The following is a 24,259-nucleotide window of genomic DNA, read 5'->3' on the forward strand; positions in this document are numbered from 1 at the left end:
GCGCAACTGCGGGGAACGGATACCGCCCTGTTCAGGCAATTGGGGGCTCGTTCAGATGCTCCAGCCGGTAGCCATGCTGATAGATAGCCTTCAGCTGCCAGCCATGCTCGGGCGTCAGCTGCAGCTTCTGCCTTAACCGGCTGACATGGGTATCCACCGTCCGGGTGGCAATATTGGCAGTAATGCCCCAGATATTCTCCAGCAGGTGATCCCGGGAAATGAGTCTGCCGACATTGTTAAACAGCATGACGGCCAGCTGAAACTCCCGCTCCGTCAACTCACAGCGGCATCCGCCGACCTGGATTTCGCCTTTCTCGATATCGATCGAGATGTCGCCAAAGGCGAGCGGCTCATGGGAACGCTGCGGGCTGCCCAAGCGGCGGGCCAAGGCGTTTATCCGCGCCAGAGTCACCGCTTGCGACGCGGGTTTGATGATGTAGTCATCCGCCCCCTGTTCCAGGGCGTGGACAATATCCGCCTCGGAATCCCGGGCGGTCATGAACAAAACCGGGATGTGCCAGTCGATATGGCCTCTCACCCACGCCAGCACCTCAATCCCGGACGAAACCGGCAGTTCCCAGTCAATCACCAGCAGATCGAAACTGCTGCGCTTCAGGCTGCGTTGAAAAGCGGCGGCATCGGCATGCGGATGACAGTGATGCCCCGCCTCTTCCAGCCAGAGCTGGATCAGCCTGCGCTGGTCCTGGTTGTCCTCCAATATGGCGATACGCACACCCAACCTCACAAACCGGACGATACACGGGATACAACTCAACAAGCAGAGTCACAACAATCATATCACTTCAGACGGGATGTACTAAGCTGCCGCGCAGCAGCCCTGCAGATACCTGGTGATTTCCACCGGCCATGGTGCCAATAGTATCGGGCATCATGCTGTTTCAGCACATCCAACGCCGTCACCGGCCGTTTTGGCTCACGCTGAAAGTGCGAGCCAATCAGGGGCGGCCCGTCCGCACCGCCCCGATCTGATCAGTAGTTATACCCGGACTCTTCATGGCTGAAGATATCCAGGCCCACAACCTCCTGTTCTTCAGTGACACGCAAACCACTGGTCAGCACGGCCACCAGTCGCAGAATCAGATAGGTGGCCAATGCCGTAAACAGAATGGCAACCACCACGCCGGTGAACTGGACGGTAAACTGCCCACCCATGCTGTCGATACCCTCGGCAAAGCCGAAACCACTGAAGACACCCAATTCGGTCGATGAAAGCACACCCGCCAGCAGCGTGCCCATGATGCCGCCAATGCCATGCACCGGGAACACATCCAGTGAATCATCAATCTTGAGTACCCGCTTGATGTACTGCGTCGCCGTGAAACAGACGCCACCGGCCAGCAGGCCGATGATCAATGCCCCACCGGGACCCACAAAGCCCGAGGCCGGTGTAATGGTACCCAGCCCCGCCACCATACCGGTAACCGCCCCCAGAACGCTCGGCTTACCGAACCGTTTCCACTCAATGACCGACCAGGTCATGGCGCCCGTTGCCGCTGCAATATGGGTGGCCAGCATCGCCATCGCGGCATCCCCGTTGGCCGCCAAGGCACTGCCACCGTTAAATCCAAACCACCCTACCCAGAGCATACCGGCACCGGTCACGGTCATGGGCAGATTGTGCGGCGGCATGGCGGTTGTCGGAAAGCCCTTGCGCGGTCCCAGCACCAGGGCGGCCACCAGGGCGGCGACACCCGCCGTGATATGCACCACCACACCACCGGCAAAATCGAACAGTCCCATCTGCTGCAGCCAGCCGCCTCCCCAGACCCAGTGGGTGATCGGTACATACACCACCAGTAGCCAGATGCAGCTGAACAGCAGCATGGCGGAGAACTTCATGCGCTCCGCATAGCCGCCGATAATCAATGCCGGTGTAATCACGGCAAAGGTCATCTGAAACAGCATAAAGAGCGACTCGGGGATATCGCCAGCAAGCGATTCACGTCCAATACCCGCCAGCATTACTTTACTGAAATCACCAATCCAGCCATTCCCTTCACCGAAGGCGAGGCTGTAACCAAATACCAGCCAGAGGATGGAAGCCGCGCCGGCAATGGCAAAACACTGCATCAATACAGAGAGTACATTCTTGGTCCTCACCAGCCCCCCATAGAACAGCGCCAGGCCAGGCAGCGTCATGAACAGGACCAACGCCGTCGATGTGAGTATCCATGCGGTATTGGCGCCATTCAGGGCTGCCTCCTCAGCCTGAACCATTCCGGGCAGAAGACCCGACAGGAATACCATCAATAGAGGTTTTTTCATTACATCACTCCCCAACATAAAAAACGGCACCCGCCATCAGTGCCCGTCGCAGAAAAAACAGTGACCATCGACCTCAGCCGACAGATTGTCCCTGCTAAATGCACGATCCATGCCCATGAATAAATAATTGAAAAAACATAGAGATAGATGGACGACGCCCCATAAACAACCAGAGCGTGCACAGTTAAGAGGCGAGCCAGACCCGGCTACGCACCAATAATGTGCAAACTACAGGCGCAGGCGCAAAACACCCGGCCACCTTTTGGGAGGCAGGAAAGACAAAGGCCCCGTCACTCAGCCTGAGTGGCGGGGCCGCGCCCGACCATCCCTGGCCTCGGCGGGCTTCCTGCTTCGCTCTATCTCCTCCATCCCTGGACAAAAAAAACCGCCCGGGGAGAGGGCGGCTATAAATCAGACTAAATGCCTGAAGGGGAGTCCTAAATGAACAAAAGTACACTTCTATCGCTGATGCCGTCTGAATACTCTCAGCATCGGTAATAAAGACCGGGACAATCGATAAAAGTTTCCATCTTTCAAAAAATATTCATATCAACCGGGCTACCGGCTCTCATGGTGCCGCCTGTGCACACCTCTCGACTGCCATTCTGTGCTTAAATAGTGCTGCAGAAAAAACAACACGGGATGAAGGTTTATGAATCGTAGAAGTACCACCACACTGTTCGCCCTGATCACGCTGATCCTCATCCCTTTAATCCAGCCCGTTAAGGCAGGCTGGGACCCGCGCGAAGAGCGCGGCTCCAGCAACAGCAACACCGGCAACCGCTCGGTGGATGAAGCAATCAACCGCCTCAAGACCAAGGACCCCAGCCTGAAGCTGTTTTTCAGCAAGGCCTACGGCTATGCCATATTTCCCACGGTCGGTAAGGCCGGCATGGGACTCGGGGGAGCCTACGGCGAGGGCGAAGTCTATCGGCAGGGGCGGTTCATCGGCACCTCCAGCCTCTCCCAGTTAACTATCGGATTCCAGCTTGGCGGACAGGCCTATACCGAGATCATCTTCTTCAAGGACAAACATTCGCTGGATGACTTCACCAGCGGAAACTTTGAATTCAACGCCCAGGCATCCGCCGTGGCGGTGACCGCGGGCGCTTCCGTCGACGCGGACTATGACAACGGCGTCGCCATCTTTACCATGCCCAAGGGCGGCCTGATGTATGAGGCCACCATCGGCGGACAGAAATTCAGCTTCGATCCGGCACGCTAGTTGGTGCCTGTGCATGCCGCCGAACAACGGCGCTCCCGCTCATCGACCGGCTCTTGGGCCCCAAAGCGCGCCATCCCCGCCACCATCTTGGCGGCGCCCGCTGGGCTCGGCTCATTTAGCAGGCCTCTGCGGTATGCATCGACCTTTATATACGGCTTTCCACCCGCACCATCCACGGATATAAAAAAGCCTATGTCCCAATTAGTTGTTGGTGTTGTTTTGGCTTAGCTTGGCGATTCTCCCGGTAGGAGCGGCGCCTCGCCGCCAATTCGGCCCGTGGCGGGCCTCCTACAGGTTAACCCCCTCCCCGGCGGCCAAGCGTAGCGGTAGGAGTGGCTTCAGCCGCGAATTTCGCGGATAAATCCGCTCCTACAAAATCGCCACTTCTCAGGCAACAGTTAACTGGGACAGAGCCTAAAAAAAGCCCCATGGCAATTGCCATGGGGCCTCTATATGGTGGCTACGGGTGGAATTGAACCACCGACCTACGGGTTATGAGTCCGTCGCTCTAACCGACTGAGCTACGTAGCCAGAAGGCGGGGAAATATACCGGGGCTTCCCCCACCTGTCAATTCAAAACATGCCATTAGTAGCTGCAGTCTGAAATAACGCAGCCTATCTTACTGATAAACTTAGATTTTGACAGGTCACACCCAGAGCAGGCGCTGATTGCCATGGCGGACGCTTTCATACGTTGAATCGGAAGTGAATCACATCGCCGTCCTGCACCACATAATCCTTTCCCTCCAGCCGTAACTTGCCGGCTTCCTTGGCCCCCTGTTCACCGTGACAGGCGATGAAGTCGTCATAGGCAATCACTTCGGCGCGGATGAACCCCCGCTCAAAGTCCGTATGAATCACGCCAGCCGCCTGAGGTGCCGTGGCGCCCACAGGAATGGTCCAGGCTCGCACCTCTTTTACGCCGGCCGTGAAATAGGTTTCCAACCCTAGCAGGCTGTAACCGGCGCGCACCACCCGATCCAGACCCGGCTCTTCCAGCCCCATGTCGGCGAGAAACTCCTGCCGCTCTGCATCATCGAGTTCCGCCAGTTCCGCCTCGATAGCAGCGCAAACGGCGACCACGCCAGCGCCTTCACGCTCCGCCAGCGCCTCCACCGCGGTCAATAGCGGGTTGTCGACAAACCCATTGTCGGCCACGTTGGCGATATAAAGGGTTGGCTTGATAGTCAGCAGGTGCAGATCACGTAAGGCCTGCCTCTGATCCCGGCTAAGCGCCATGGAGCGTACCGGCTCACCCGTATCCAGGTGCGCCTTGACCGCCTCCAGCAGCTCTTTCTGTGACAGCACCTGCTTGTCCCCGGTCCGGGCCTGTTTCACCACCTTCAGCAGCGCCTTCTCCACCGACTCCATATCGGCCAGTGCCAGTTCGGTATTGATGATCTCAATATCCGACAGCGGGTCGATCTTGCCTGCGACATGGACCACATCATCATCTTCAAAACAGCGCACGACGTGACAGATGGCGTCCGTCTCGCGGATATTGGCGAGAAACTTGTTGCCCAGCCCTTCCCCCCTGGAAGCGCCCTCCACCAGCCCGGCAATATCGACAAACTGCATGGTGGTCGGAATGATATTCTGCGGTTTGACGATCTTCGCCAGCTCGTTCTGCCTGGGATCGGCTACCGGGACCACGCCGACATTGGGATCAATGGTACAAAAAGGATAGTTTTCAGCCGCGATAGTGGCTTGTGTCAACGCATTGAAAAGCGTCGATTTGCCCACATTCGGCAAGCCGACGATGCCACATTTAAAACCCATGCTGTGTTGCCCCGACAGAAAAAGGGCAAGGATAGGGTAATTGACGGTGAGTTTCTAGCCTGTAGCGGCTGTTTAAGCCGCATCAGACGATAAAAACCGGGCATTTCCGGTATTCCACCAAGTATCGGATAGGCAGCGCATTATACCTTGCCCATACAGTCGTTCAGACAATCACGAACAGCTTGTCCAAGCTGGCAATCTGCAGAATCTCCCGGACGGCGTCGCTGGGATTGACCAGGGAGACCGGCTTTTCTCCGCAAGCATGCTCCTTGAGCTGTAGCAGCATGCCCATGGAAGAGCTGTCCATATACTCTGTAGCTGAAAGGTCGACCGTAAACTGCCACTCACCTTTAGGGAACTGCTCATATGCCGATGAGAATTCATGATGACTGGAGAAATCAAATCGCCCGGTCACTTTGAGCAGAACTTGTTGCTCGTCTTTTGAATCTACCACGACAATGCCCATTAACCGTTCCTCCTGGCAGCACCAAACCGTTGTGCTTAGTAGCACAATATTACCCGCTTAAAAGGCCACCAACAGCCGTGGTAATCTCTTACCCGCCTTGGCGGACGCGCATCAGCAGCTCTCTGGCAAGCTGCCTGAAATCGGCAACGGATCGACTGTTGGGGCGGTACTCAAAAACCGTTCTGCCGATGCTTCTGGATTCGTTGATCAGATCGGACTGACAAATCACGGATTTTAAAAAGTGGCCCGGCGCAAGACTGGAAAACTTTGACGCTGCGGCACCAGTTAAGCGACGTCGCGACGGTATGCGATTCATCAGCACGGCATAGTCAAGCGCCCGCCCCCTGCTGGCGCCAAACCGCCGGACCGTCTCCAGCAGATGCGGTAGCCCGGTCGCCCCGACCTCGTCCCCGGTCACCGGCATCAGCGCCATATCCACCCCCAGCAGTGCATTCGCCGTAAGCAGCCCGGATCGGGAGGGGCAATCAAAAATCATGAACTCCTGGTCGACCATCCCCCTGGCCAGGGCCTGTTGCAGCAACAGCCCCCGCTGTATTCCGGTTTGTCCGTGTTCCTGTTCGAGCTCCCCCAGCCTGACGCCCGCCGGGAGCAGATGCAGTTCATTCCGGGTGCTGATCGCCACAGACTCCATATCGAGAGCCTCCAGTAACACCTGGTCGATACCCTGAGTGGGCTGCCTGAACAGTCCCAGCCCTGCCGACAGGTCACCGGCAGGATCAAAATCCACCAGTGTCACCTGGTGACCGGCCAACGCAAGGGCATGCCCAAGATTTATTGTTATGGCCGTCTTACCGGCATCTTTCTGGTTGTTAAAAACGGCAATGGTGTACATGCTTATTCCACTTTCATGGTGACTGTAGCACGAGCTTTAGAAAGATACTGTTCCAATCCCGGGATCTTAACAAATGCTCGCCCCACAGGCTTTACCCAGACCATGCCCTGCTGATACGAGTTGAGCAGCAGCACCTGTTGCCATGGCGAACGGCCCGTGGACTGGGCATGCGGAATCAAGACAAAAAGGAGTCGAAGAGTCGGATGGTAATAAAAGGTACAGATAAACGGCTGGTGCCCAGGCAAAAAAGCCGCCTCTGGTCACTTCTTTTTATTCAGCAGGTTCCTTACACCCTCCACCAGGACGGTAAGGTCATTCAGTGGTTTGAGATACACATGCTCTGCTGTGATGCCCTGCTGCTTTAAGGTATCGGTAAGATGAAACTCGACCGATCCGGTATGTATCAGGAAACGTAGGTTTTCCATCAGCCGGGCTGCCTTGACGATGAAGACATCACCACTTTCACCGGGCAGTCGCATGTCCACAATCGCCAGGTCAAACCGCTCTTGGTGCAGCATTTCCAGGGCCTCCTCTGCACTCTCCGCTGAATCGACCACATAGTCATAGTCCTCAAGAAATGCACAAAGGCTCTCCCTGATGGATGCCTCGTCATCAATAACCAGAATGCGAAACGGTTCAGACAACGCCGACGACCCCCTTGTTGCTCATCCGCTCGGCCACGTAGGCCTCGAACTGCTCTACCGGCAGTGGCTTGCTGAAATAGTAGCCCTGATATTGACCACACCCCTTTGCCTGCAGGAATTCCAGCTGTCCCGGAGTTTCAACACCCTCGGCAATCACCTCAAGCCCCAGATGATCGGCAATGGCGATGATGGTATCGACAATCGCCGCATTACTCTCATCCTCCGTCACCTCTTCAACGAAACTTCGGTCAATTTTTAGAATATCCAGGGGCAGTCTCTTAAGATACGCGAGAGAAGAATAGCCGGTACCAAAATCATCAACGGATATTTTCACACCAAGCAATTTAAAGGAGGCCATCTTCTCCACCGTGTCGGCGACGTTGTCAATCACCACACCCTCTGTCAGTTCCAGGCCGAGTCGCCCCGGATCAGCCCCGGTATCCGCCAGAATCCGTTCCACCTGCCCCGGAAAATCCGGCTGTCTAAACTGCCAGGGACTCACGTTAACGGCAATATGACCCAGGGATCCTGCCAGCTCACTATCACTCCAGCGCGCGATCAACCGACAGGCCGTGCGCAGCACCCAGTCGCCGATGGGCAGAATCAGTCCGGTCTCCTCGGCAACCGGAATAAACCGGTCAGGCATGATCAGTCCATGCTCCGGATGTTCCCAGCGCAGCAATCCCTCAGCCCCGCACACCGCCCCCGTAGCATTGATCTGGGGCTGAAAAAACAGTTTTAGCTGATTGCGCGCTATCGCCAGCCGCAGTTCCTTCTCCAGGCCCAATCGCTCGTCGGCCTCTGCCTGCATTCCCGGCAGGAAAAAACGTATGGCATTTCTTCCTGACAGCTTGGCCTGGTACATCGCGGTATCACCATGTTTCAGGACCGTATCCGCATCTTCCTCCTGTATCGGGAACAGGGTGATTCCGATGCTGGGGGTAATGTAGAGCTCATGATCGCGGATACGAATCGGGAGCGAAAGCAGATGCCGTATTTTCTCCGCGATACCCTGCGCCTTTCTTGCCGTGGACTGGGTATCACTGCCTACATCCGTCAACAACACAACAAACTCGTCGCCGCCGATCCTTGCCACCGTATCCTCTTCACGCAGGATGCTGGCCAGACGTTCCGCAACCTCACACAACAGCTGGTCGCCCACGCCATGACCGAGTGAATCATTAATCGTTTTGAAACGATCCAGATCGATCAGTAGCAGCGCGCCTTCGTAGCCGCGACGCCGGGAACGATTTAGCGTCAGCTCAAGGCGGTCCAGCAACAGGCTCCGGTTCGGCAAATTGGTAAGGCTATCGTGATACGCCTGATGCTCGATTTTCGCCTCCGCCTGCTTACGTTCAGTCACATCGCGGAATACGCCGTAAATACGCCCTTCACCAGACTGCGACTGTTCACGGGTTGCGGTGATGGCACAGGGCCGCCTTGAGCCGTCACGGCTCACCAGCAGCGCCTCAAAGTCGCTCACCATGCCGACCTGCTCAAGCCGGTCGAGCATCCTGTCGCAGTGAGCGGGATCGGCAAAATAATCCCACAGCCGGCAGCCCAGCATCCGCTCCCGTTGATAATTAAGATTATTGACGATAGACGGTGATAGCTCTTCAACAAGCCCATTGAGATCTACCTGGAAATAGACATCGGTAAGACTCTCAAATATTGAGCGGTACTTCTCTTCGCTCCGTGTCAGTTGCCTGTTCGCCTCCCGCAGCTCCTCATTGGCTTGCTGTAGTTCTGCCGTCCGTTTCCTGACCTGATCTTCCAGATGCTGCTGGTAGGCCCGGTTCTCCCGGCTCAACCGACTCCGTTCCAAATTTTTCTTCACCGCATGCAGCAGTACCGAGAGATCCTGAACCGGTTTTAGCATGTAGTCCCAGGCGCCCAGGTGTAGCGCCTGTATCACATCGCCAATCACCCCCGTACCGGATACGACGATGATTGGAGTATCAGGCGCATTACTCACTACATAGTCCAGCACCTGGAGTCCATCCACTTCCGGCATGCGCAGATCAACCAGCACAAGATCAGGATTTTGGGATTCGAACAACGCTATGCCAACTCTACCGTTCTCCGCCTCCAGCACCCTATATCCGTAATCTTCAAGATAGAGATGGAAGCTCTCCCGGATCGCCTGCTCATCGTCGATCGTCAGAATAGTTGCAATTCCGGCAGAATCATCACTCATAGAGAATGTCCCGACAACGCCCACCCGTGGACCGGCCAGATGCAGACAAGATGGTTGTACTGATCAAAATGCGCTTCCCCGAGGCATTCCCCCGACCAAGATTATTCAGGTGAAATACCAGCATGCATTAATATCGAACCGGATGTAACGGCAGACGTGTCGTCACATCGGCATGAATAAGAACCTGTATCACCATATCTCGACCCAGGCCGAAAAACCTTTAAGGAATATTAAACCTATAAATCAAGATGTAATTGACAACTTATTGATAATATTAAGCATAAAGGCCAGCAACCACTATCCGTCCCAGACTAAAACAGCGATCGTGCATACCTGTGATCGCTTATTACAACCAGGCTGGCGGGGACAAATCAGAAACCGCAGGCATCTCACCCAATAGGGCTGACCTCTGCAGTACACGTCCATTCCTGGACAAAACCACTCCCGCATATCCCCGGCTTGGCAGTAGCATTATAGACAATACGTACCCATCAAACCGACCGGCAACAAAAAAGGCCGGGCGATGATGATCATCGCCCGGCCTTTGGTTCTGCTGATTATTTCTTTCTTTCCAGCGTCTCCTTGATTACTTCTTCAGCGACGTTTCTGGGACAGGGCAGATAATGCGAGAACTCCATCGAGAACTGGCCACGCCCGGAGGTCATGGTACGCAGATCACCGATATAGCCAAACATCTCGCTCAATGGCGCCTCGGCCTTGATACGAATACCGGTGGCGGCCGTATCCTGGGACTTAATCATGCCACGACGACGATTCAGGTCACCGATCACATCACCAACATGATCTTCCGGGGTGTAAACATCCACTTTCATGATCGGCTCGATCAACTGCGGTGCAGCCTTCGGGATGGACTGGCGGTAAGCGCCCTTGGCGGCAATCTCAAACGCGATAGCGGAAGAGTCAACCGCATGGAAGCCACCATCCACCAACGTGACCTTGACATCCAGGCAGGGGAAACCGGCCAGAACACCCTTGTCCATGCTGGTCGCAAAGCCCTTCTGGATGGCCGGCCAGTACTCTTTCGGCACATTACCGCCCACAACCACCGACTCAAACTGGAAGCCACTGCCTGGCTCGCCCGGCTCAACGATGTAGTCGATCTTACCGAACTGACCGGAACCACCGGACTGCTTCTTGTGGGTATAACTGTCTTCCACACGCTGTGTGATGGTTTCACGATAGGCCACCTGGGGCTTACCGACACTGACATCCACGCCATGGGTACGGCGCAGGATATCGATCTTGATATCAAGATGCAGCTCACCCATACCCTTCAGGATGGTCTCACCACTCTCTTCGTCGGTCTCGACATAGAACGAGGGATCCTCCTGGACCATCTTGTTCAGGGCAATGCCCATCTTCTCGACGGCCGCCTTATCCTTAGGCGCAATGGCAATCGCGATAACGGGATCCGGGAACACCATCGGTTCAAGGGTGGCGGGGTTCTTTGGATCACACAGGGTGTGACCGGTTTTCACATTCTTCATACCAACGACGGCGACGATGTCACCGGCCTGGGCACGGGTCAGCTCTTCACGGGAGTCGGCATGCATCTCCACGATACGACCGATACGCTCGGTCTTTCCGGTGAAGGAGTTCATCACCGTCATACCCTTTTCCAGCACACCGGAATAGATGCGAACAAAGGTCAGGGCGCCAAAACGGTCATCCATAATCTTGAATGCCAGGGCGCGCAGCGGCGCATCGGGAGTAACGATAGCGAACTTACCGGTCTCGTTACCTTCCAGGTCCACCTCAGGCTGGGGGTCAACTTCCTGCGGGTTGGGCAAATAGTCCACCACAGCATCCAGAATCAACTGCATACCCTTGTTCTTGAACGCTGAGCCGCAGTAGGTCGGGAAGAAGTCCAGCTTGATGGTACCCTTGCGGATGCAGCGCTTGAGGTCTTCAATGGAAGGCTCCTCGCCATCCAGGTACTTCTCCATCAGGTCGTCGTCCTGCTCGACAGCGGTCTCGACCAGCATCTCGCGATACTCTTCAACCTTGTCGACCATATCAGCAGGAACATCCTGCAACTCGTAATTCAGCGGATCGCCGCTCTCGTCCCACACCCACGCCTTGCGGGTCAGCAGATCGACCACGCCCTTGAGCTGATCTTCGACGCCGATCGGCAATACCATAACGAGCGGATTCGCACCCAAAACATCCTTGACCTGTTTGACCACGCGATAGAAATCGGCACCCAGACGATCGAGCTTGTTGACGAAGATGATGCGTGCCACTTCGGAGTCATTGGCATAGCGCCAGTTGGTCTCGGACTGAGGCTCAACACCACCAGAGCCGCAGAATACGCCAACGCCACCATCGAGTACCTTCAGGGAACGGTACACCTCAATAGTGAAATCCACGTGTCCCGGGGTATCGATGACGTTGAAGCGGTGATCCTTCCAGAAACAGGAGGTAGCAGCAGACTGGATGGTAATACCGCGCTCGGACTCCTGATCCATAAAGTCCATGGTGGACTCACCGTCATGCACCTCACCGAGCTTATGGATCTTACCTGTCAGCTTCAGGATGCGCTCGGTGGTGGTTGTTTTACCAGCATCTACGTGAGCGAAGATACCGATATTTCGGTAAAGGCTTAGATCTGTCATGTTCGTACTCTAGAGTTAGACATTAAATTTAGTATCCGGCGACCACCAATACAGATTACCCAGGAAGCATGAATGCCAGGGACTTTACCCCTCCACACAAACAACCCCATCTGAGTCATTGGCCCGGGCGATCTGCGGACCGACAACAATATGATCAACGTGCCAGATGCTGGTGGCAGCACGAGATGAATTGCCCAAACCCCTGCAATTAACGCAGCACAAGGCAACCCAGCCATAAATAGCCGGTTATTTTAACCCGAAATCCTGGCCGAGTGCTAAAGTTTCCTGCCTATTTTGAAAGATTTTTTCAACAGTATGCAGACCGCATACAGGCCGTCATCAACCAGGGCGGGGCGGCTGGCAGCGCAGCAAAACAACGGCAGCCCATTGTTTTTTAATGCGTTATCAATTCACCGGAATAAAAAGGAATATGGAGCTGGCGACAGGAGTCGAACCCGCGACCTGCTGATTACAAATCAGCTGCTCTACCAACTGAGCTACGCCAGCCAAAATTTCGAGGGCCTATTCTAGAAGATCCCACCTGATGTGACAACGCGCGAGCAGGGATATTGTTCGTTTTTTATTGCCCCCTGGGACTCGCTGATTCTCGCGATTGCACGGTTTACCCTGGACTGGTCCGAGCGATAATCCACCCAGTAGGTGGGAACCGTGATCAGTCTCGGCACCACGCTTGCAACATGCCCCTTGCTCGCTATCTCCTGCTGCCTGCTCTGGGCGTTTTTCTTGTTGGAAAATACCCCCAAAGAGATGCCGTTTTTCTGGTCACCCTTAACAAACCGGCGGATATCCTGGATGCCACTCTCACGTAACTGCTTCACCTTTTCAATGGCCGCCTCCTGGCTCTGCATCGGGGGTATCATCACCCAGTAGCCGATCGGCTTCTCCATGGATTCCCGCCGCAGTGACGTATCCATGCCCTGGCTTGCCAGGGATTCGGCAAGTAACCGCGCCTCGGCTCCCCGCTCAAACGGCCCAAAGGCGCCACACACCGGGGGCGCTGCCTTGGGTGTCGCCGGCATTGTAGTCTCCGGTTCCGCGGGCGGATTATCCTGATCCTCTATCACAGCGGATTTCGGCGAACCATCCAGAGCTTGCTTCGCCACTGAATCGCTCTCCTGTCGCGCCTCGGTCGCCAGAACGGGGGGTACCTCCTGTTGTGCAACCCGTTCTTCTGCCGGCACGACCTCAGCCGTCTCGCTCCCGGGATCGGCCGTTATTTTACCCGCATCGGGCATTGATGCTTCTGCCGCCCGATCTTTAGCAGATTGAGCAAGGGGGTTGTCGACCTCCGCAAGCAATTGCAGATGTCCAATGCCAGGGCGTACCTTGGGGAAATTGACCGCTGCATCGGGATCTCGCTGTAAGCCCCAGCCAAGAAGTGCCAGGTTTACCAATACCAGAAGAGTGAAGAGCCATTTCATCGCGCTTAGCCCGCCGCCGTCTCTGCTATCGCAACCAGCCCCTTCATAACCAGCTCATGGTCAATCTGAAAGGAAATAGCCAACTGCATTGAGATGCGTTCGGCATCACTTCCAGTGAGAAGCAGCCTCGGGGATTCACCACAAAAGGCCGCCGCCTGATGCATGCTTCTTTCGATCAGCGCGGCTGCCGAGTTGACGGCCGCGGAGGCCACTGCGGAGGCGGTATCCCGGGCAAACAGGGTGTCGACCGGTACATTGGTGACCCTGGGTATTCGCGTTTGATGGAGCAGTGATTCCCGCATCAGATCGAGGCCCGGCAGGATCATTCCGCCATGATGCCTGCCGCCACTGTCCATCAGGTCCACGGTGATCGCGGTACCGCAGTCCACAATGCAGGCCGTTCTGTGTTCCTGCCTGCGAACCGCCAGCAGTGTCAGCCAACGATCAACTCCCAGTTGGCCGGGATCAAGGTAACCATTGATCACACCCCATCCTTGCGCAACAGGCCGAACCACCTGAGGGGTTCTGCCCCACCTGCCCTGCATCCAACTTATCAGACCGGACTCCAGTTCAGCGCCGGCCACATTGGCAAGAAATATTTTATCGGGGGGAGGAATATCAGCCCAGCAATGGGTCGCCAGGAGATCACTCGTAACACCGCGATGCTTTTTTGCCGTGACAGGCGACCGCCGCCCCGCCTGGAGCAGTGACCACTTAAGGTTGGTGTTACCGATATCGATGAGTAATATGTTGTCGCTTTTCATAAAGCACCCGTTCAACTTACCGCCGATTCAGGCCGGTCGAAGCGAAACCTCACCACCATGGTATGCGCGCACGCCCTCGGCAGTCTCCAGCAGCAGCGCCCCGCTTGACTCCACACCTCGATGTATCCCTTCGATCTGCCGCGCGCCCAACTGTAAAAACACCCGCTTTCCGTCGTAGAGGTCGTATTGACGCCATTCCGAAATCATCGCGTTAAACCCCTGCTCTTCAAACTGTGACAGTACAGTCACCAGATTATCCAGCAGCGCGGCTACTATCCGATTGCGGGAGAGCGCCTCCCCACCAGGCACCCGCGCGAGACTCACCCACGGCTGGTCGATCGACTCCCCTTCGGCCTCCGTAAGCCGCACATTCATACCCAGACCGAGCACGACGCGACTTGGTCCGCTCTGTTCGCCGGTTACCTCTAGCAGTAGCCCTGCCAGCTTTCGGTCACCGCACAGGATATCATTGGGCCACTTCAAGCCGATATCACTGACCCCTAGCTGGCGTAAAGCCCGAATCACCGCCAGGCCTGCCGCCAGACTGATGCCGGACAATGCCGCCGGTGCCAGTCCATACGCCCAGAACAGAGACAGGTAGATGTTGCTTCCAAATGGCGAAACCCAGTGGCGGCCGCGCCGTCCCCGGCCTTCGCTCTGCCGCTCGGCGAGGCAGACGTGTCCGGATTGCAGCACAGCCGAAGCCTGTTCCATGAGGTAACTGTTGGTTGACGTGATCGTGTCATGTATCTCGATATGACTTATCCAGTCATGGCTGGTATTCGCCAGTAACGAGCGGATACGATCTGCATCCAGCAGCTCCAGTTTCTCCGGTAATTTGTAACCACGGCCACGCACCGAATGGATATTCAGGCCAAGCTGGTCACGCAATATACCCAGTTGTTTCCATACGGCGGCCCGGCTCAGCCCCAGCCGCCCGGCCAGAGCCTCCCCGGAATGCCACTGGCCGTCCGCCAATAAATGCAAAAGCTGTCGGCGACTGTTCATCTCATACTCCACGGGCAATGCTTGTCATGCCTTGGCCTGCGTTCCAGACAGCCACCGTTGGCGACGTTCGAGCGCCCGTGCATCAACCCCATCCTTGAACCAGAGCTCACAGGTGTTGGCAACAGCGGGTAATGGAGTTACATCAAAACGCATCAACTCATCACGACGGAAAACCAGCACCTCGATCGGTGTGCCATTGATTGCCCGGGCAACAAGATTGTCCATGTTGGACTCTGTCACACGCAGGCCATCCATCGCAACGAAGACATCACCCGCTGAGATTCCGGCACGCTGCGCGGCACCCTGATCAAATACGTTGGAGATAACTACATCCCGCCCGTCAATCCGCGTGGCCACCCCCAGCACCAGTCGTGGCGGAGCAGACTCCTTGTCCTTTCCGGCAGTCTCCTTGATTCCCCCCTGGTCTGATGATCCGCTAGCGGGCCGCAAGCTGAACCCGATACCGACCTGATCCAGGTTGGCCGCGAGGTCCAGGTCATCGCAGCCGCGCACCGCAGCATCAAAATAGTCCTTCAGGTTGATGCCGGTAAAGCTCTCCACCACCCGCTCAATTTCATCCTCATCCAGCCCGATGTCACGCCGTCCATAACGGCTCCACAATTCCCGCATGATGTCATCCAGCGACAGCCTTTCGTCTGTTTTACTTCGGATAATCTGATCCAGAACCAGCGCTATCAATGCGCCCTTGGTGTAATAGCTGACGACGGCATTGGGTGCATTTTCATCCTGCTTGTAAAATTTGCTCCAGGCATCAAAACTGGATTCCGCCACGGATTGTTTCAGTCGACCGGTACCCCGATAGACCCGGCTAACAGTCCTTGCCACTAATTCGAGATAACCGCGTTGGTCAATACAGCCCGATCTCACCAGCGCAAGATCGTCATAGTATGAGGTAACCCCCTCAAAGAACCACAGCAGCGAGGTATAAGCCTCTCGTGTCAGATCCGCCTGTTTTAATATCAACGGGCGAATGCGTTTGACATTCCACAAATGGAAATATTCATGACTGCAGAGCCCGAGAAACTGGCGATAGCCGTCGCTCATTTCTGTCACGCGTTTTTGCGGTAAATCATCACGCTTGCAGATCAGCGCGGTAGAACTCCTGTGCTCAAGTCCACCATAACCTTCACCCACCGCCATCACCAGAAACAGGTAGCGCTCCATTTCCGGCAGCTCACCAAAAAGCTGCACATGCTGACTGCAGACCCGTTGAAGATCAAAACAGATACGCTCCATGTCAGCATAGTGTTTACCGGTAATCACCACTTCATGGGGAACGCCGGCCACTTCAAATACGGCATGGGTAAATCGGCCCATCTCTACCGGGTGGTCGATCAGTTCTTCGTAGCTGCTTGCGCCATATACTCCGAATGCGAGATGCCGGGCACCGCAGGAAGTCAGGGTCGTAGCCAGGCGCCAATCGGCATAAATATCGCCATCCGGTGGCCTGATATCCACCAGGCAAGCCTGATCTTCCTGACCATGTACCCGGAGAAACACACTGGTTCCATTAAAGAAGCCGTGCGTGGTATCCAGATGAGCACCGCGCACCGATAGATCCCATGCATAAACCTGATAGCGGACCTTTATTGGGCCTTTGCACGCAGGCAGCCGCCAGGTCTGTTTATCCAGCTTAACCGCATCCAGCCGCGTCTCACCACAGTACACACTCAGCGAAACTATATTTCTGGCAAAGTCCCGGATCATGTAACTGCCGGGTATCCAGGCGGGCAATGAAACCAGCTGCCCTTCCGGGTCAGGATTCTGAATGGCGAGATCTACCTGAAACTGATGGGACTCTGGAGAAAATGGCTTGATTGTGTAGTCGATCATTTAGTTTTGGCTCGTGGCAATCCTTGCAGCACTCTACCAAATTAAGCGCTTAAAGAAGAGCCGGTAATGGAGGAATTTGGGGAATAAAAAAACCCCATCCGATCACTCGGATGGGGTTTTGGGAATAAAGCTTGGCAGTGACCTACTTTCACATGGGGAGGCCCCACACTATCATCGGCGATACACCGTTTCACTTCTGAGTTCGGGATGGGATCAGGTGGTTCCAGTGCTCTATGGCCGCCAAGCAAACTGTTGGCAAGCCGCTTGCGCGACTTTGCATGCATTCGGTATAGATTGTAAATAGTACATGGGTTGTTGCGTTCTTCACCAGCACCCAGCACAAAGTACTTGGGTGTTATATGGTCAAGCCTCACGGGCAATTAGTACTGGTTAGCTTCATACATTACTGCACTTCCACACCCAGCCTATCAACGTTGTAGTCTTCAACGGCCCTTCAGAGACCTTAAAGGTCTGGTGAGATCTAATCTTGGGAGGGGCTTCCCGCTTAGATGCTTTCAGCGGTTATCCTGTCCGAACATAGCTACCCGGCAATGCCACTGGCGTGACAACCGGAACACCAGAGGTTCGTCCACTCCGGTCCTCTCGTACTAGGAGCAGCTTCCCTCAAATCTCAAACGCCCACGGCAGATAGGGACCGAACTGTCTCACGACGTTCTAAACCCAGCTCGCGTACCACTTTAAATGGCGAACAGCCATACCCTTGGGACCGACTTCAGCCCCAGGATGTGATGAGCCGACATCGAGGTGCCAAACACCGCCGTCGATATGAACTCTTGGGCGGTATCAGCCTGTTATCCCCGGCGTACCTTTTATCCGTTGAGCGATGGCCCTTCCATACAGAGCCACCGGATCACTAGAACCTACTTTCGTACCTGCTCGACTTGTCTGTCTCGCAGTCAAGCACCCTTATGCTCTTGCACTCAATGCGCGATTTCCGACCGCGCTGAGGGTACCTTCGTGCTCCTCCGTTACTCTTTGGGAGGAGACCGCCCCAGTCAAACTACCCACCACACACTGTCCCCGACCCGGATAACGGGTCTGGGTTAGAACTCCAAACATACCAGGGTGGTATTTCAAGGTTGGCTCCACCAAGACTGGCGTCTCGGTTTCAAAGCCTCCCACCTATCCTACACAAGTAGGCTCAAAGTCCAGTGTGAAGCTGTAGTAAAGGTGCACGGGGTCTTTCCGTCTAGCCGCGGGTACGCTGCATCTTAACAGCGAGTTCAATTTCACTGAGTCTCTGGTGGAGACAGTGTGGCCATCATTACGCCATTCGTGCAGGTCGGAACTTACCCGACAAGGAATTTCGCTACCTTAGGACCGTTATAGTTACGGCCGCCGTTTACCGGGGCTTCGATCAAGAGCTTCTCCGAAGATAACCCCATCAATTAACCTTCCGGCACCGGGCAGGCGTCACACCCTATACGTCCACTTTCGTGTTTGCAGAGTGCTATGTTTTTAATAAACAGTTGCAGCCACCATTTTATTGCAACCTTCAATAGCTTAAAGAGTAAATCTCATCACCATCAAAGGCGTACCTTCTCCCGAAGTTACGGTACCATTTTGCCTAGTTCCTTCACCAGAGTTCTCTCAAGCGCCTTGGAATTCTCATCCAGCCCACCTGTGTCGGTTTGGAGTACGGTCTCTTATTACCTGAAGCTTAGAAGATTTTCCTGGAAGCAGGGCATCAACCACTTCACATCCAAAGATGCTTCGTCGTCACGTCTCAGGATTGTGAGTCCGGATTTGCCTAAACTCACTCCCTACTCGCTTAAACCGGGACAACCAACGCCCGGATGGCCTAGCCTTCTCCGTCTCTCCATCGCAGTAATAAGAGGTGCAGGAATATTAACCTGCTTCCCATCGATTACGCATTTCTGCCTCACCTTAGGGGCCGACTAACCCTGCGCCGATTAGCGTTGCGCAGGAAACCTTGGGCTTTCGGCGAGGGGGCCTCTCACCCCCTTTATCGTTACTCATGTCAGCATTCGCACTTCTGATACGTCCAGCATGCCTTACGACACACCTTCAACCGCTTACAGAACGCTCCTCTACCATGCGTGTAAACACGCATCCGCAGCTTCGGTACACATCTTAAGCCCCGTTAAATCTTCCGCGCAGGCCGACTCGACTAGTGAGCTATTACGCTTTCTTTAAAGGATGGCTGCTTCTAAGCCAACCTCCTAGCTGTCTGTGCCTTCCCACATCGTTTCCCACTGAGATGTGATTTTGGGACCTTAGCTGGCGGTCTGGGTTGTTTCCCTTTTGACGACGGACGTTAGCACCCGCCGTCTGTCTCCCATGATTGCACTTCGCGGTATTCGGAGTTTGCATCGGTTTGGTAAGTCGGGATGACCCCCTAGCCGAAACAGTGCTCTACCCCCGCGAGTGATACATGAGGCGCTACCTAAATAGCTTTCGAGGAGAACCAGCTATCTCCGAGCTTGATTAGCCTTTCACTCCGATCCACAGCTCATCCGAATCTTTTTCAACAGATCCCGGTTCGGGCCTCCAGTAGATGTTACTCCACCTTCACCCTGGCCATGGATAGATCGCCCGGTTTCGGGTCTACTCCCAGCAACTAAACGCCCTATTAAGACTCGGTTTCCCTACGCCTCCCCTATTCGGTTAAGCTTGCTACTGAGAAGTAAGTCGCTGACCCATTATACAAAAGGTACGCAGTCACCCCGAAGGGCTCCCACTGCTTGTACGCATACGGTTTCAGGTTCTATTTCACTCCCTTAAAAAGGGTTCTTTTCGCCTTTCCCTCACGGTACTGGTTCACTATCGGTCGGTAAGGAGTATTTAGCCTTGGAGGATGGTCCCCCCATGTTCAGACAGGATACCACGTGTCCCGCCCTACTCGATTTCACTGTTGAATAGTTTTCGTGTACGGGGCTATCACCCTGTATCGCCAAACTTTCCAGATTGTTCCACTAACAACATCAACAGCTTAAGGGCTAATCCCCGTTCGCTCGCCGCTACTAAGGGAATCTCGGTTGATTTCTTTTCCTCCGGGTACTTAGATGTTTCAGTTCCCCGGGTTCGCCTCTTACACCTATGTATTCAGTGCAAGATAACCTGCTTATACAGGCTGGGTTTCCCCATTCGGAAATCCACGGATCAAAGTCTGTTTGCTGACTCCCCGTGGCTTATCGCAAGCTACAACGTCCTTCATCGCCTCTTACCGCCTAGGCATCCACCATATGCGCTTATTCACTTGACCATATAACCCCAAAAACTCTGGAGCCATGGTGCTGGTTTATAAACTTGTTTGTTACGAATGCAACATACCCAAGTAACTAATTTTTCATGAGAAAAAATTAGTACTTATTGTTAGATAGATTCTTCCGTCACTTACGTGACTTCAAAATCATCACCTATCTACAATCTATATCCGAATTGTTAAAGAGCATGCACTTCGTATAAATACAAAGTGGCGAACATCTCTGCTCGACACTTGATACTCATACCGGACACAAAGTTGGTGGAGCCAGGGAGGATCGAACTCCCGACCTCCTGCGTGCAAGGCAGGCGCTCTCCCAGCTGAGCTATGGCCCCGATAACTTTAATTTCTCGCCTTCTATAACGAAAAACTGGTGGGTCTGGGTGGATTCGAACCACCGACCTCACCCTTATCAGGGGTGCGCTCTAACCAACTGAGCTACAGACCCGTGTCCGTGCTACTTGATCAGGTAATTTGTGTGGGGGCTCCGACAGCGCTTCTTCCGCTATCTTAAAGGAGGTGATCCAGCCCCAGGTTCCCCTAGGGCTACCTTGTTACGACTTCACCCCAGTCATGAATCACAAAGTGGTAAGCGTCCTCCCGAAGGTTAGACTACCTACTTCTTTTGCAACCCACTCCCATGGTGTGACGGGCGGTGTGTACAAGGCCCGGGAACGTATTCACCGCGACATTCTGATTCGCGATTACTAGCGATTCCAACTTCACGGAGTCGAGTTGCAGACTCCGATCCGGACTACGACCGGTTTTGTGAGATTTGCTCCCCCTCGCGGGTTTGCGGCCCTCTGTACCGGCCATTGTAGCACGTGTGTAGCCCAGCCCATAAGGGCCATGATGACTTGACGTCATCCCCACCTTCCTCCGGTTTATCACCGGCAGTCCCCCTAGAGTTCCCACCATTACGTGCTGGCAACTAAGGGCAAGGGTTGCGCTCGTTACGGGACTTAACCCAACATCTCACGACACGAGCTGACGACAGCCATGCAGCACCTGTCTCTGCGTTCCCGAAGGCACCAATCTATCTCTAGAAAGTTCGCAGGATGTCAAGGGCTGGTAAGGTTCTTCGCGTTGCATCGAATTAAACCACATGCTCCACCGCTTGTGCGGGCCCCCGTCAATTCCTTTGAGTTTTAACCTTGCGGCCGTACTCCCCAGGCGGTCAACTTATCGCGTTAGCTACGTTACTAAGAGCCAAGATGCTCCCAACAACTAGTTGACATCGTTTACGGCGTGGACTACCAGGGTATCTAATCCTGTTTGCTACCCACGCTTTCGTACCTCAGCGTCAGTGTTGGTCCAGGAAGTCGCCTTCGCCACTGGTGTTCCTCCGGATATCTACGCATTTCACCGCTACACCCGGAATTCCACTTCCCTCTACCACACTCTAGTTCAGCAGTTTCAAATGCAGTTCCCAGGTTAAGCCCAGGGCTTTCACATCTGACTTACTAAACCGCCTACGCACGCTTTACGCCCAGTAATTCCGATTAACGCTCGCACCCTCTGTATTACCGCGGCTGCTGGCACAGAGTTAGCCGGTGCTTCTTCTAAAGTTAACGTCAAGACAGAAGGGTATTAGCCTTCCGCTTTTCTTCACAATTGAAAGTGCTTTACAACCCGCAGGCCTTCTTCACACACGCGGTATTGCTGGATCAGGCTTGCGCCCATTGTCCAATATTCCCCACTGCTGCCTCCCGTAGGAGTCTGGGCCGTGTCTCAGTCCCAGTGTGGCTGATCGTCCTCTCAGACCAGCTATGGATCGTCGCCTTGGTAGGCCATTACCCTACCAACTAGCTAATCCAACGCAAGCTCATCTAATAGCGTGAGGCCCGAAGGTCCCCCACTTTCCCCCGTAGGGCGTATGCGGTATTAGCTCGAGTTTCCCCGAGTTATCCCCCACTACTAGGCAGATTCTTACGCGTTACTCACCCGTCCGCCACTCGCCACCAAGAGAGCAAGCTCTCTCGTGCTGCCGTTCGACTTGCATGTGTTAAGCATACCGCCAGCGTTCAATCTGAGCCAGGATCAAACTCTTCACTTGAAGTGTTTTAGTCACTTTGTGGGTGACAAATCCGTGCTCGACATTACGTCTAAAAAAAGGAATTTCTTTTAGATGCTTCGTCGAAATTTTTGGCTTCAAAAGCCACCGACGGAGCACCCACACAAATTACCTAACCTGATTGTTAAAGAGCTGGCCAAACTTTCATCCGACCGAGACAGTCAATTATGAATGCCTCCGATTTTTAAGTCAATAACCTAGACCAAAAATCCTTCCCGCTTAGCAGCCCCGAGCACGTCGTTACCCCCAAGCGAGGCGCGTATTCTACGCCTCATTCCGAACAGGTCAAGCACTAATTTCAACCTTTTCGAACCACCCACTCCCTGGCGTTTCGCCCGTCAGATCCGCCGCCTTAACGACCACTTCTCCTCCGAACGAGCGGCGCATTATACGCACTCCCATTCAACACGCAAGACGTTTCTTTATATTTTTTCAATCACCAGAAATACCATAAAACGGAGCGTCACTTATGCCAGCGTGACTTTGGCAAAACGTCGTTTACCTACCTGGTAGATATGGCTCGTCCCTTTGGAAACGACCATATTGCGGTCATCTATTTTTTCACCGTCAATCTTCACTGCGCCCTGCTTGATCATCCGCAGCGCTTCAGATGTACTGGAAACCAAATCAGCCTCTTTTAAAAGGTTGGCTATGGGCAATCCAGCCTCCGCAGTCAGTGACAACTCAGGCATATCATCCGGCATGGCACCCTGTTGGAAACGCGCCACAAAATTCTCATGAGCCCTGATCGCGGCCGCTTTATCATGAAAACGCTCAATCAACTCCTCTGCCAACATGACCTTGGCGTCACGCGGATTCATACCTTCGTTGACCCGCCTTTGCAAATCATTAATCTCGGACATCGGCCTGAAACTGAGCAGTTCGTAGTAGCGCCACATCAAATCATCCGAGATCGACATGATTTTGCCGAACATGTCATCCGGCTGATCAGCGATACCAATATAGTTATTGAGTGACTTGGACATCTTCTGAACGCCGTCCAGCCCCTCGAGAATCGGCATGGTGAGCACCACCTGCGGTTCCTGACCGTAGATCTCCTGCAGCTGGCGACCTACCAGAAGGTTGAACTTCTGATCGGTCCCCCCCAGCTCGACATCCGATCGCAGCGCGACCGAGTCATACCCCTGTACCAGTGGATAGAGAAATTCATGGATCGCTATGGGCTGACCACTTTTGTATCGCTTATTGAAATCATCCCGTTCCAACATACGCGCAACGGTGTGCTTGGCGGCCAATTGAATCAGGCCTGCGGCGCCCATTTCGACCATCCATTCGGAGTTGAAGCGGATAACGGTCTTCTCGCGGTCCAGGATCTTGAAAATCTGATCCTGATAAGTCTCGGCGTTTTTCAGCACTTCCTCACGGGTGAGCGCCTGTCGCGTCACATTTTTCCCCGTTGGATCACCGATCATGCCGGTAAAGTCTCCAATAAGAAATGTGACTTCATGCCCCAGCTCCTGGAACTGGCGCAGTTTGTTAATCAACACCGTGTGACCCAGATGCAGATCGGGGGCCGTAGGATCAAAACCGGCCTTGATCTTGAGCGGCTTCCCCCGCTCCAGCTTTTTAATCAGCGACTCCTCCAGCAGAATTTCATCTGCACCTCGCCTGATCAGCTCCATCGACTCTGCGACTGACGCCATTACCCACCTCAAAAGAACAAGAACATGTCGGGGCGCACAATTTACAGGATGAAGCAAGAAAAAGTAACCGTTTCACTATATATTGCCTGTTTCCTGCCGATAGCACCGTTAATAGGCTGG

The 24,259-nt window shown here is 54.4% G+C and carries 14 protein-coding genes, 4 tRNA genes and 3 rRNA genes; 1 reads left to right on the forward strand and 20 read right to left on the reverse strand.

Annotated features, from left to right (window positions below):
• Positions 1-31: 31 nt before the first annotated feature.
• Both A3GO_RS0116035 and A3GO_RS0116040 read right to left on the reverse strand, forming a co-directional pair.
• Positions 32-733 (reverse strand): response regulator transcription factor, encoded by a 702-nt coding sequence (locus A3GO_RS0116035; protein WP_029134269.1) that lies wholly within the window; start codon positions 731-733, stop codon positions 32-34.
• A gap of 257 nt (positions 734-990) precedes the next feature.
• A complete protein-coding gene (locus A3GO_RS0116040) occupies positions 991-2,286 on the reverse strand; it encodes an ammonium transporter (protein ID WP_029134270.1) in 1,296 nt (431 codons plus the stop codon).
• Between the two features lie 652 nt (positions 2,287-2,938).
• Here A3GO_RS0116040 and A3GO_RS0116045 point away from each other — a divergent pair.
• Positions 2,939-3,511, forward strand: coding sequence for a lipid-binding SYLF domain-containing protein (locus A3GO_RS0116045; RefSeq protein ID WP_029134271.1), 573 nt, complete (start codon positions 2,939-2,941; stop codon positions 3,509-3,511).
• 454 nt (positions 3,512-3,965) lie between these two features.
• Here the strand turns inward: A3GO_RS0116045 and A3GO_RS0116050 are convergent.
• The 18 genes from A3GO_RS0116050 to tyrS form a co-directional block, all read right to left on the reverse strand.
• Positions 3,966-4,042 (reverse strand) — tRNA-Met (locus A3GO_RS0116050).
• Between the two features lie 156 nt (positions 4,043-4,198).
• Positions 4,199-5,290, reverse strand: a complete 1,092-nt coding sequence (ychF, locus tag A3GO_RS0116055) for a redox-regulated ATPase YchF (protein WP_029134272.1) — start codon at positions 5,288-5,290, stop codon at positions 4,199-4,201.
• Between the two features lie 163 nt (positions 5,291-5,453).
• A complete protein-coding gene (locus tag A3GO_RS0116060; RefSeq protein ID WP_029134273.1) occupies positions 5,454-5,756 on the reverse strand; it encodes an STAS domain-containing protein in 303 nt (100 codons plus the stop codon).
• 88 nt (positions 5,757-5,844) lie between these two features.
• Complete coding sequence (locus A3GO_RS0116065) at positions 5,845-6,609, reverse strand: ParA family protein (protein WP_029134274.1); 765 nt, start codon at positions 6,607-6,609, stop codon at positions 5,845-5,847.
• 260 nt (positions 6,610-6,869) lie between these two features.
• A complete protein-coding gene (locus A3GO_RS0116070) occupies positions 6,870-7,253 on the reverse strand; it encodes a response regulator (RefSeq protein ID WP_029134275.1) in 384 nt (127 codons plus the stop codon).
• On the reverse strand, positions 7,246-9,450 hold the full coding sequence (locus A3GO_RS0116075; protein ID WP_029134276.1) for a GGDEF/EAL domain-containing response regulator: 2,205 nt from the start codon (positions 9,448-9,450) through the stop codon (positions 7,246-7,248). The genes A3GO_RS0116070 and A3GO_RS0116075 overlap by 8 nt, the downstream gene beginning before the upstream one ends.
• Positions 9,451-10,007: 557 nt before the next feature.
• Entirely contained in the window at positions 10,008-12,086 is a 2,079-nt protein-coding gene (fusA, locus tag A3GO_RS0116080) for an elongation factor G (protein ID WP_029134277.1), read from the reverse strand.
• Positions 12,087-12,517: 431 nt separating this feature from the next.
• Positions 12,518-12,593, reverse strand: a tRNA-Thr gene (locus A3GO_RS0116085).
• A gap of 20 nt (positions 12,594-12,613) precedes the next feature.
• The gene (locus tag A3GO_RS0116090) at positions 12,614-13,528 is read right to left on the reverse strand and encodes an SPOR domain-containing protein (protein ID WP_029134278.1); all 915 of its coding nucleotides are present in this window, start codon (positions 13,526-13,528) and stop codon (positions 12,614-12,616) included.
• 5 nt (positions 13,529-13,533) lie between these two features.
• Positions 13,534-14,292, reverse strand: coding sequence for a type III pantothenate kinase (locus A3GO_RS0116095; protein WP_037375668.1), 759 nt, complete (start codon positions 14,290-14,292; stop codon positions 13,534-13,536).
• Positions 14,293-14,319: 27 nt separating this feature from the next.
• Complete coding sequence (gene birA, locus A3GO_RS0116100; RefSeq protein WP_029134280.1) at positions 14,320-15,300, reverse strand: bifunctional biotin--[acetyl-CoA-carboxylase] ligase/biotin operon repressor BirA; 981 nt, start codon at positions 15,298-15,300, stop codon at positions 14,320-14,322.
• 24 nt (positions 15,301-15,324) lie between these two features.
• Positions 15,325-17,154, reverse strand: coding sequence for a M61 family metallopeptidase (locus tag A3GO_RS0116105; RefSeq protein ID WP_029134281.1), 1,830 nt, complete (start codon positions 17,152-17,154; stop codon positions 15,325-15,327).
• A gap of 129 nt (positions 17,155-17,283) precedes the next feature.
• Positions 17,284-17,399, reverse strand: a 5S ribosomal RNA gene (gene rrf, locus A3GO_RS0116110).
• A 114-nt stretch (positions 17,400-17,513) separates the two neighbouring features.
• A 23S ribosomal RNA gene (locus tag A3GO_RS0116115) occupies positions 17,514-20,401 on the reverse strand.
• 259 nt (positions 20,402-20,660) lie between these two features.
• Positions 20,661-20,736 (reverse strand) — tRNA-Ala (locus A3GO_RS0116120).
• A gap of 36 nt (positions 20,737-20,772) precedes the next feature.
• Positions 20,773-20,849, reverse strand: a tRNA-Ile gene (locus A3GO_RS0116125).
• A gap of 64 nt (positions 20,850-20,913) precedes the next feature.
• A 16S ribosomal RNA gene (locus A3GO_RS0116130) occupies positions 20,914-22,457 on the reverse strand.
• Together the 16S, 23S and 5S rRNA genes with 2 tRNA genes alongside form the textbook arrangement of a ribosomal RNA operon.
• 485 nt (positions 22,458-22,942) lie before the next feature.
• On the reverse strand, positions 22,943-24,139 hold the full coding sequence (gene tyrS, locus A3GO_RS0116135) for a tyrosine--tRNA ligase (protein WP_029134282.1): 1,197 nt from the start codon (positions 24,137-24,139) through the stop codon (positions 22,943-22,945).
• Between the last annotated feature and the right edge of the window lie 120 nt (positions 24,140-24,259).

Origin of the sequence: Sedimenticola selenatireducens DSM 17993, assembly GCF_000428045.1 — a bacterium.
GTDB classification, from domain to species: domain Bacteria; phylum Pseudomonadota; class Gammaproteobacteria; order Chromatiales; family Chromatiaceae; genus Sedimenticola; species Sedimenticola selenatireducens.

Excerpts from the sequence above, each read along its gene's own strand:
- tyrS (WP_029134282.1), bottom strand. The coding sequence starts at position 24,139 with ATGGCGTCAGTCGCAGAGTCGATGGAGCTGATCAGGCGAGGTGCAGAT.
- A3GO_RS0116095 (WP_037375668.1), bottom strand. The coding sequence starts at position 14,292 with ATGAAAAGCGACAACATATTACTCATCGATATCGGTAACACCAACCTT.
- birA (WP_029134280.1), bottom strand. The coding sequence starts at position 15,300 with ATGAACAGTCGCCGACAGCTTTTGCATTTATTGGCGGACGGCCAGTGG.
- A3GO_RS0116065 (WP_029134274.1), bottom strand. The coding sequence starts at position 6,609 with ATGTACACCATTGCCGTTTTTAACAACCAGAAAGATGCCGGTAAGACG.
- A3GO_RS0116105 (WP_029134281.1), bottom strand. The coding sequence starts at position 17,154 with ATGATCGACTACACAATCAAGCCATTTTCTCCAGAGTCCCATCAGTTT.
- A3GO_RS0116040 (WP_029134270.1), bottom strand. The coding sequence starts at position 2,286 with ATGAAAAAACCTCTATTGATGGTATTCCTGTCGGGTCTTCTGCCCGGA.
- fusA (WP_029134277.1), bottom strand. The coding sequence starts at position 12,086 with ATGACAGATCTAAGCCTTTACCGAAATATCGGTATCTTCGCTCACGTA.
- A3GO_RS0116060 (WP_029134273.1), bottom strand. The coding sequence starts at position 5,756 with ATGGGCATTGTCGTGGTAGATTCAAAAGACGAGCAACAAGTTCTGCTC.
- A3GO_RS0116090 (WP_029134278.1), bottom strand. The coding sequence starts at position 13,528 with ATGAAATGGCTCTTCACTCTTCTGGTATTGGTAAACCTGGCACTTCTT.
- A3GO_RS0116045 (WP_029134271.1), top strand. The coding sequence starts at position 2,939 with ATGAATCGTAGAAGTACCACCACACTGTTCGCCCTGATCACGCTGATC.
- ychF (WP_029134272.1), bottom strand. The coding sequence starts at position 5,290 with ATGGGTTTTAAATGTGGCATCGTCGGCTTGCCGAATGTGGGCAAATCG.
- A3GO_RS0116075 (WP_029134276.1), bottom strand. The coding sequence starts at position 9,450 with ATGAGTGATGATTCTGCCGGAATTGCAACTATTCTGACGATCGACGAT.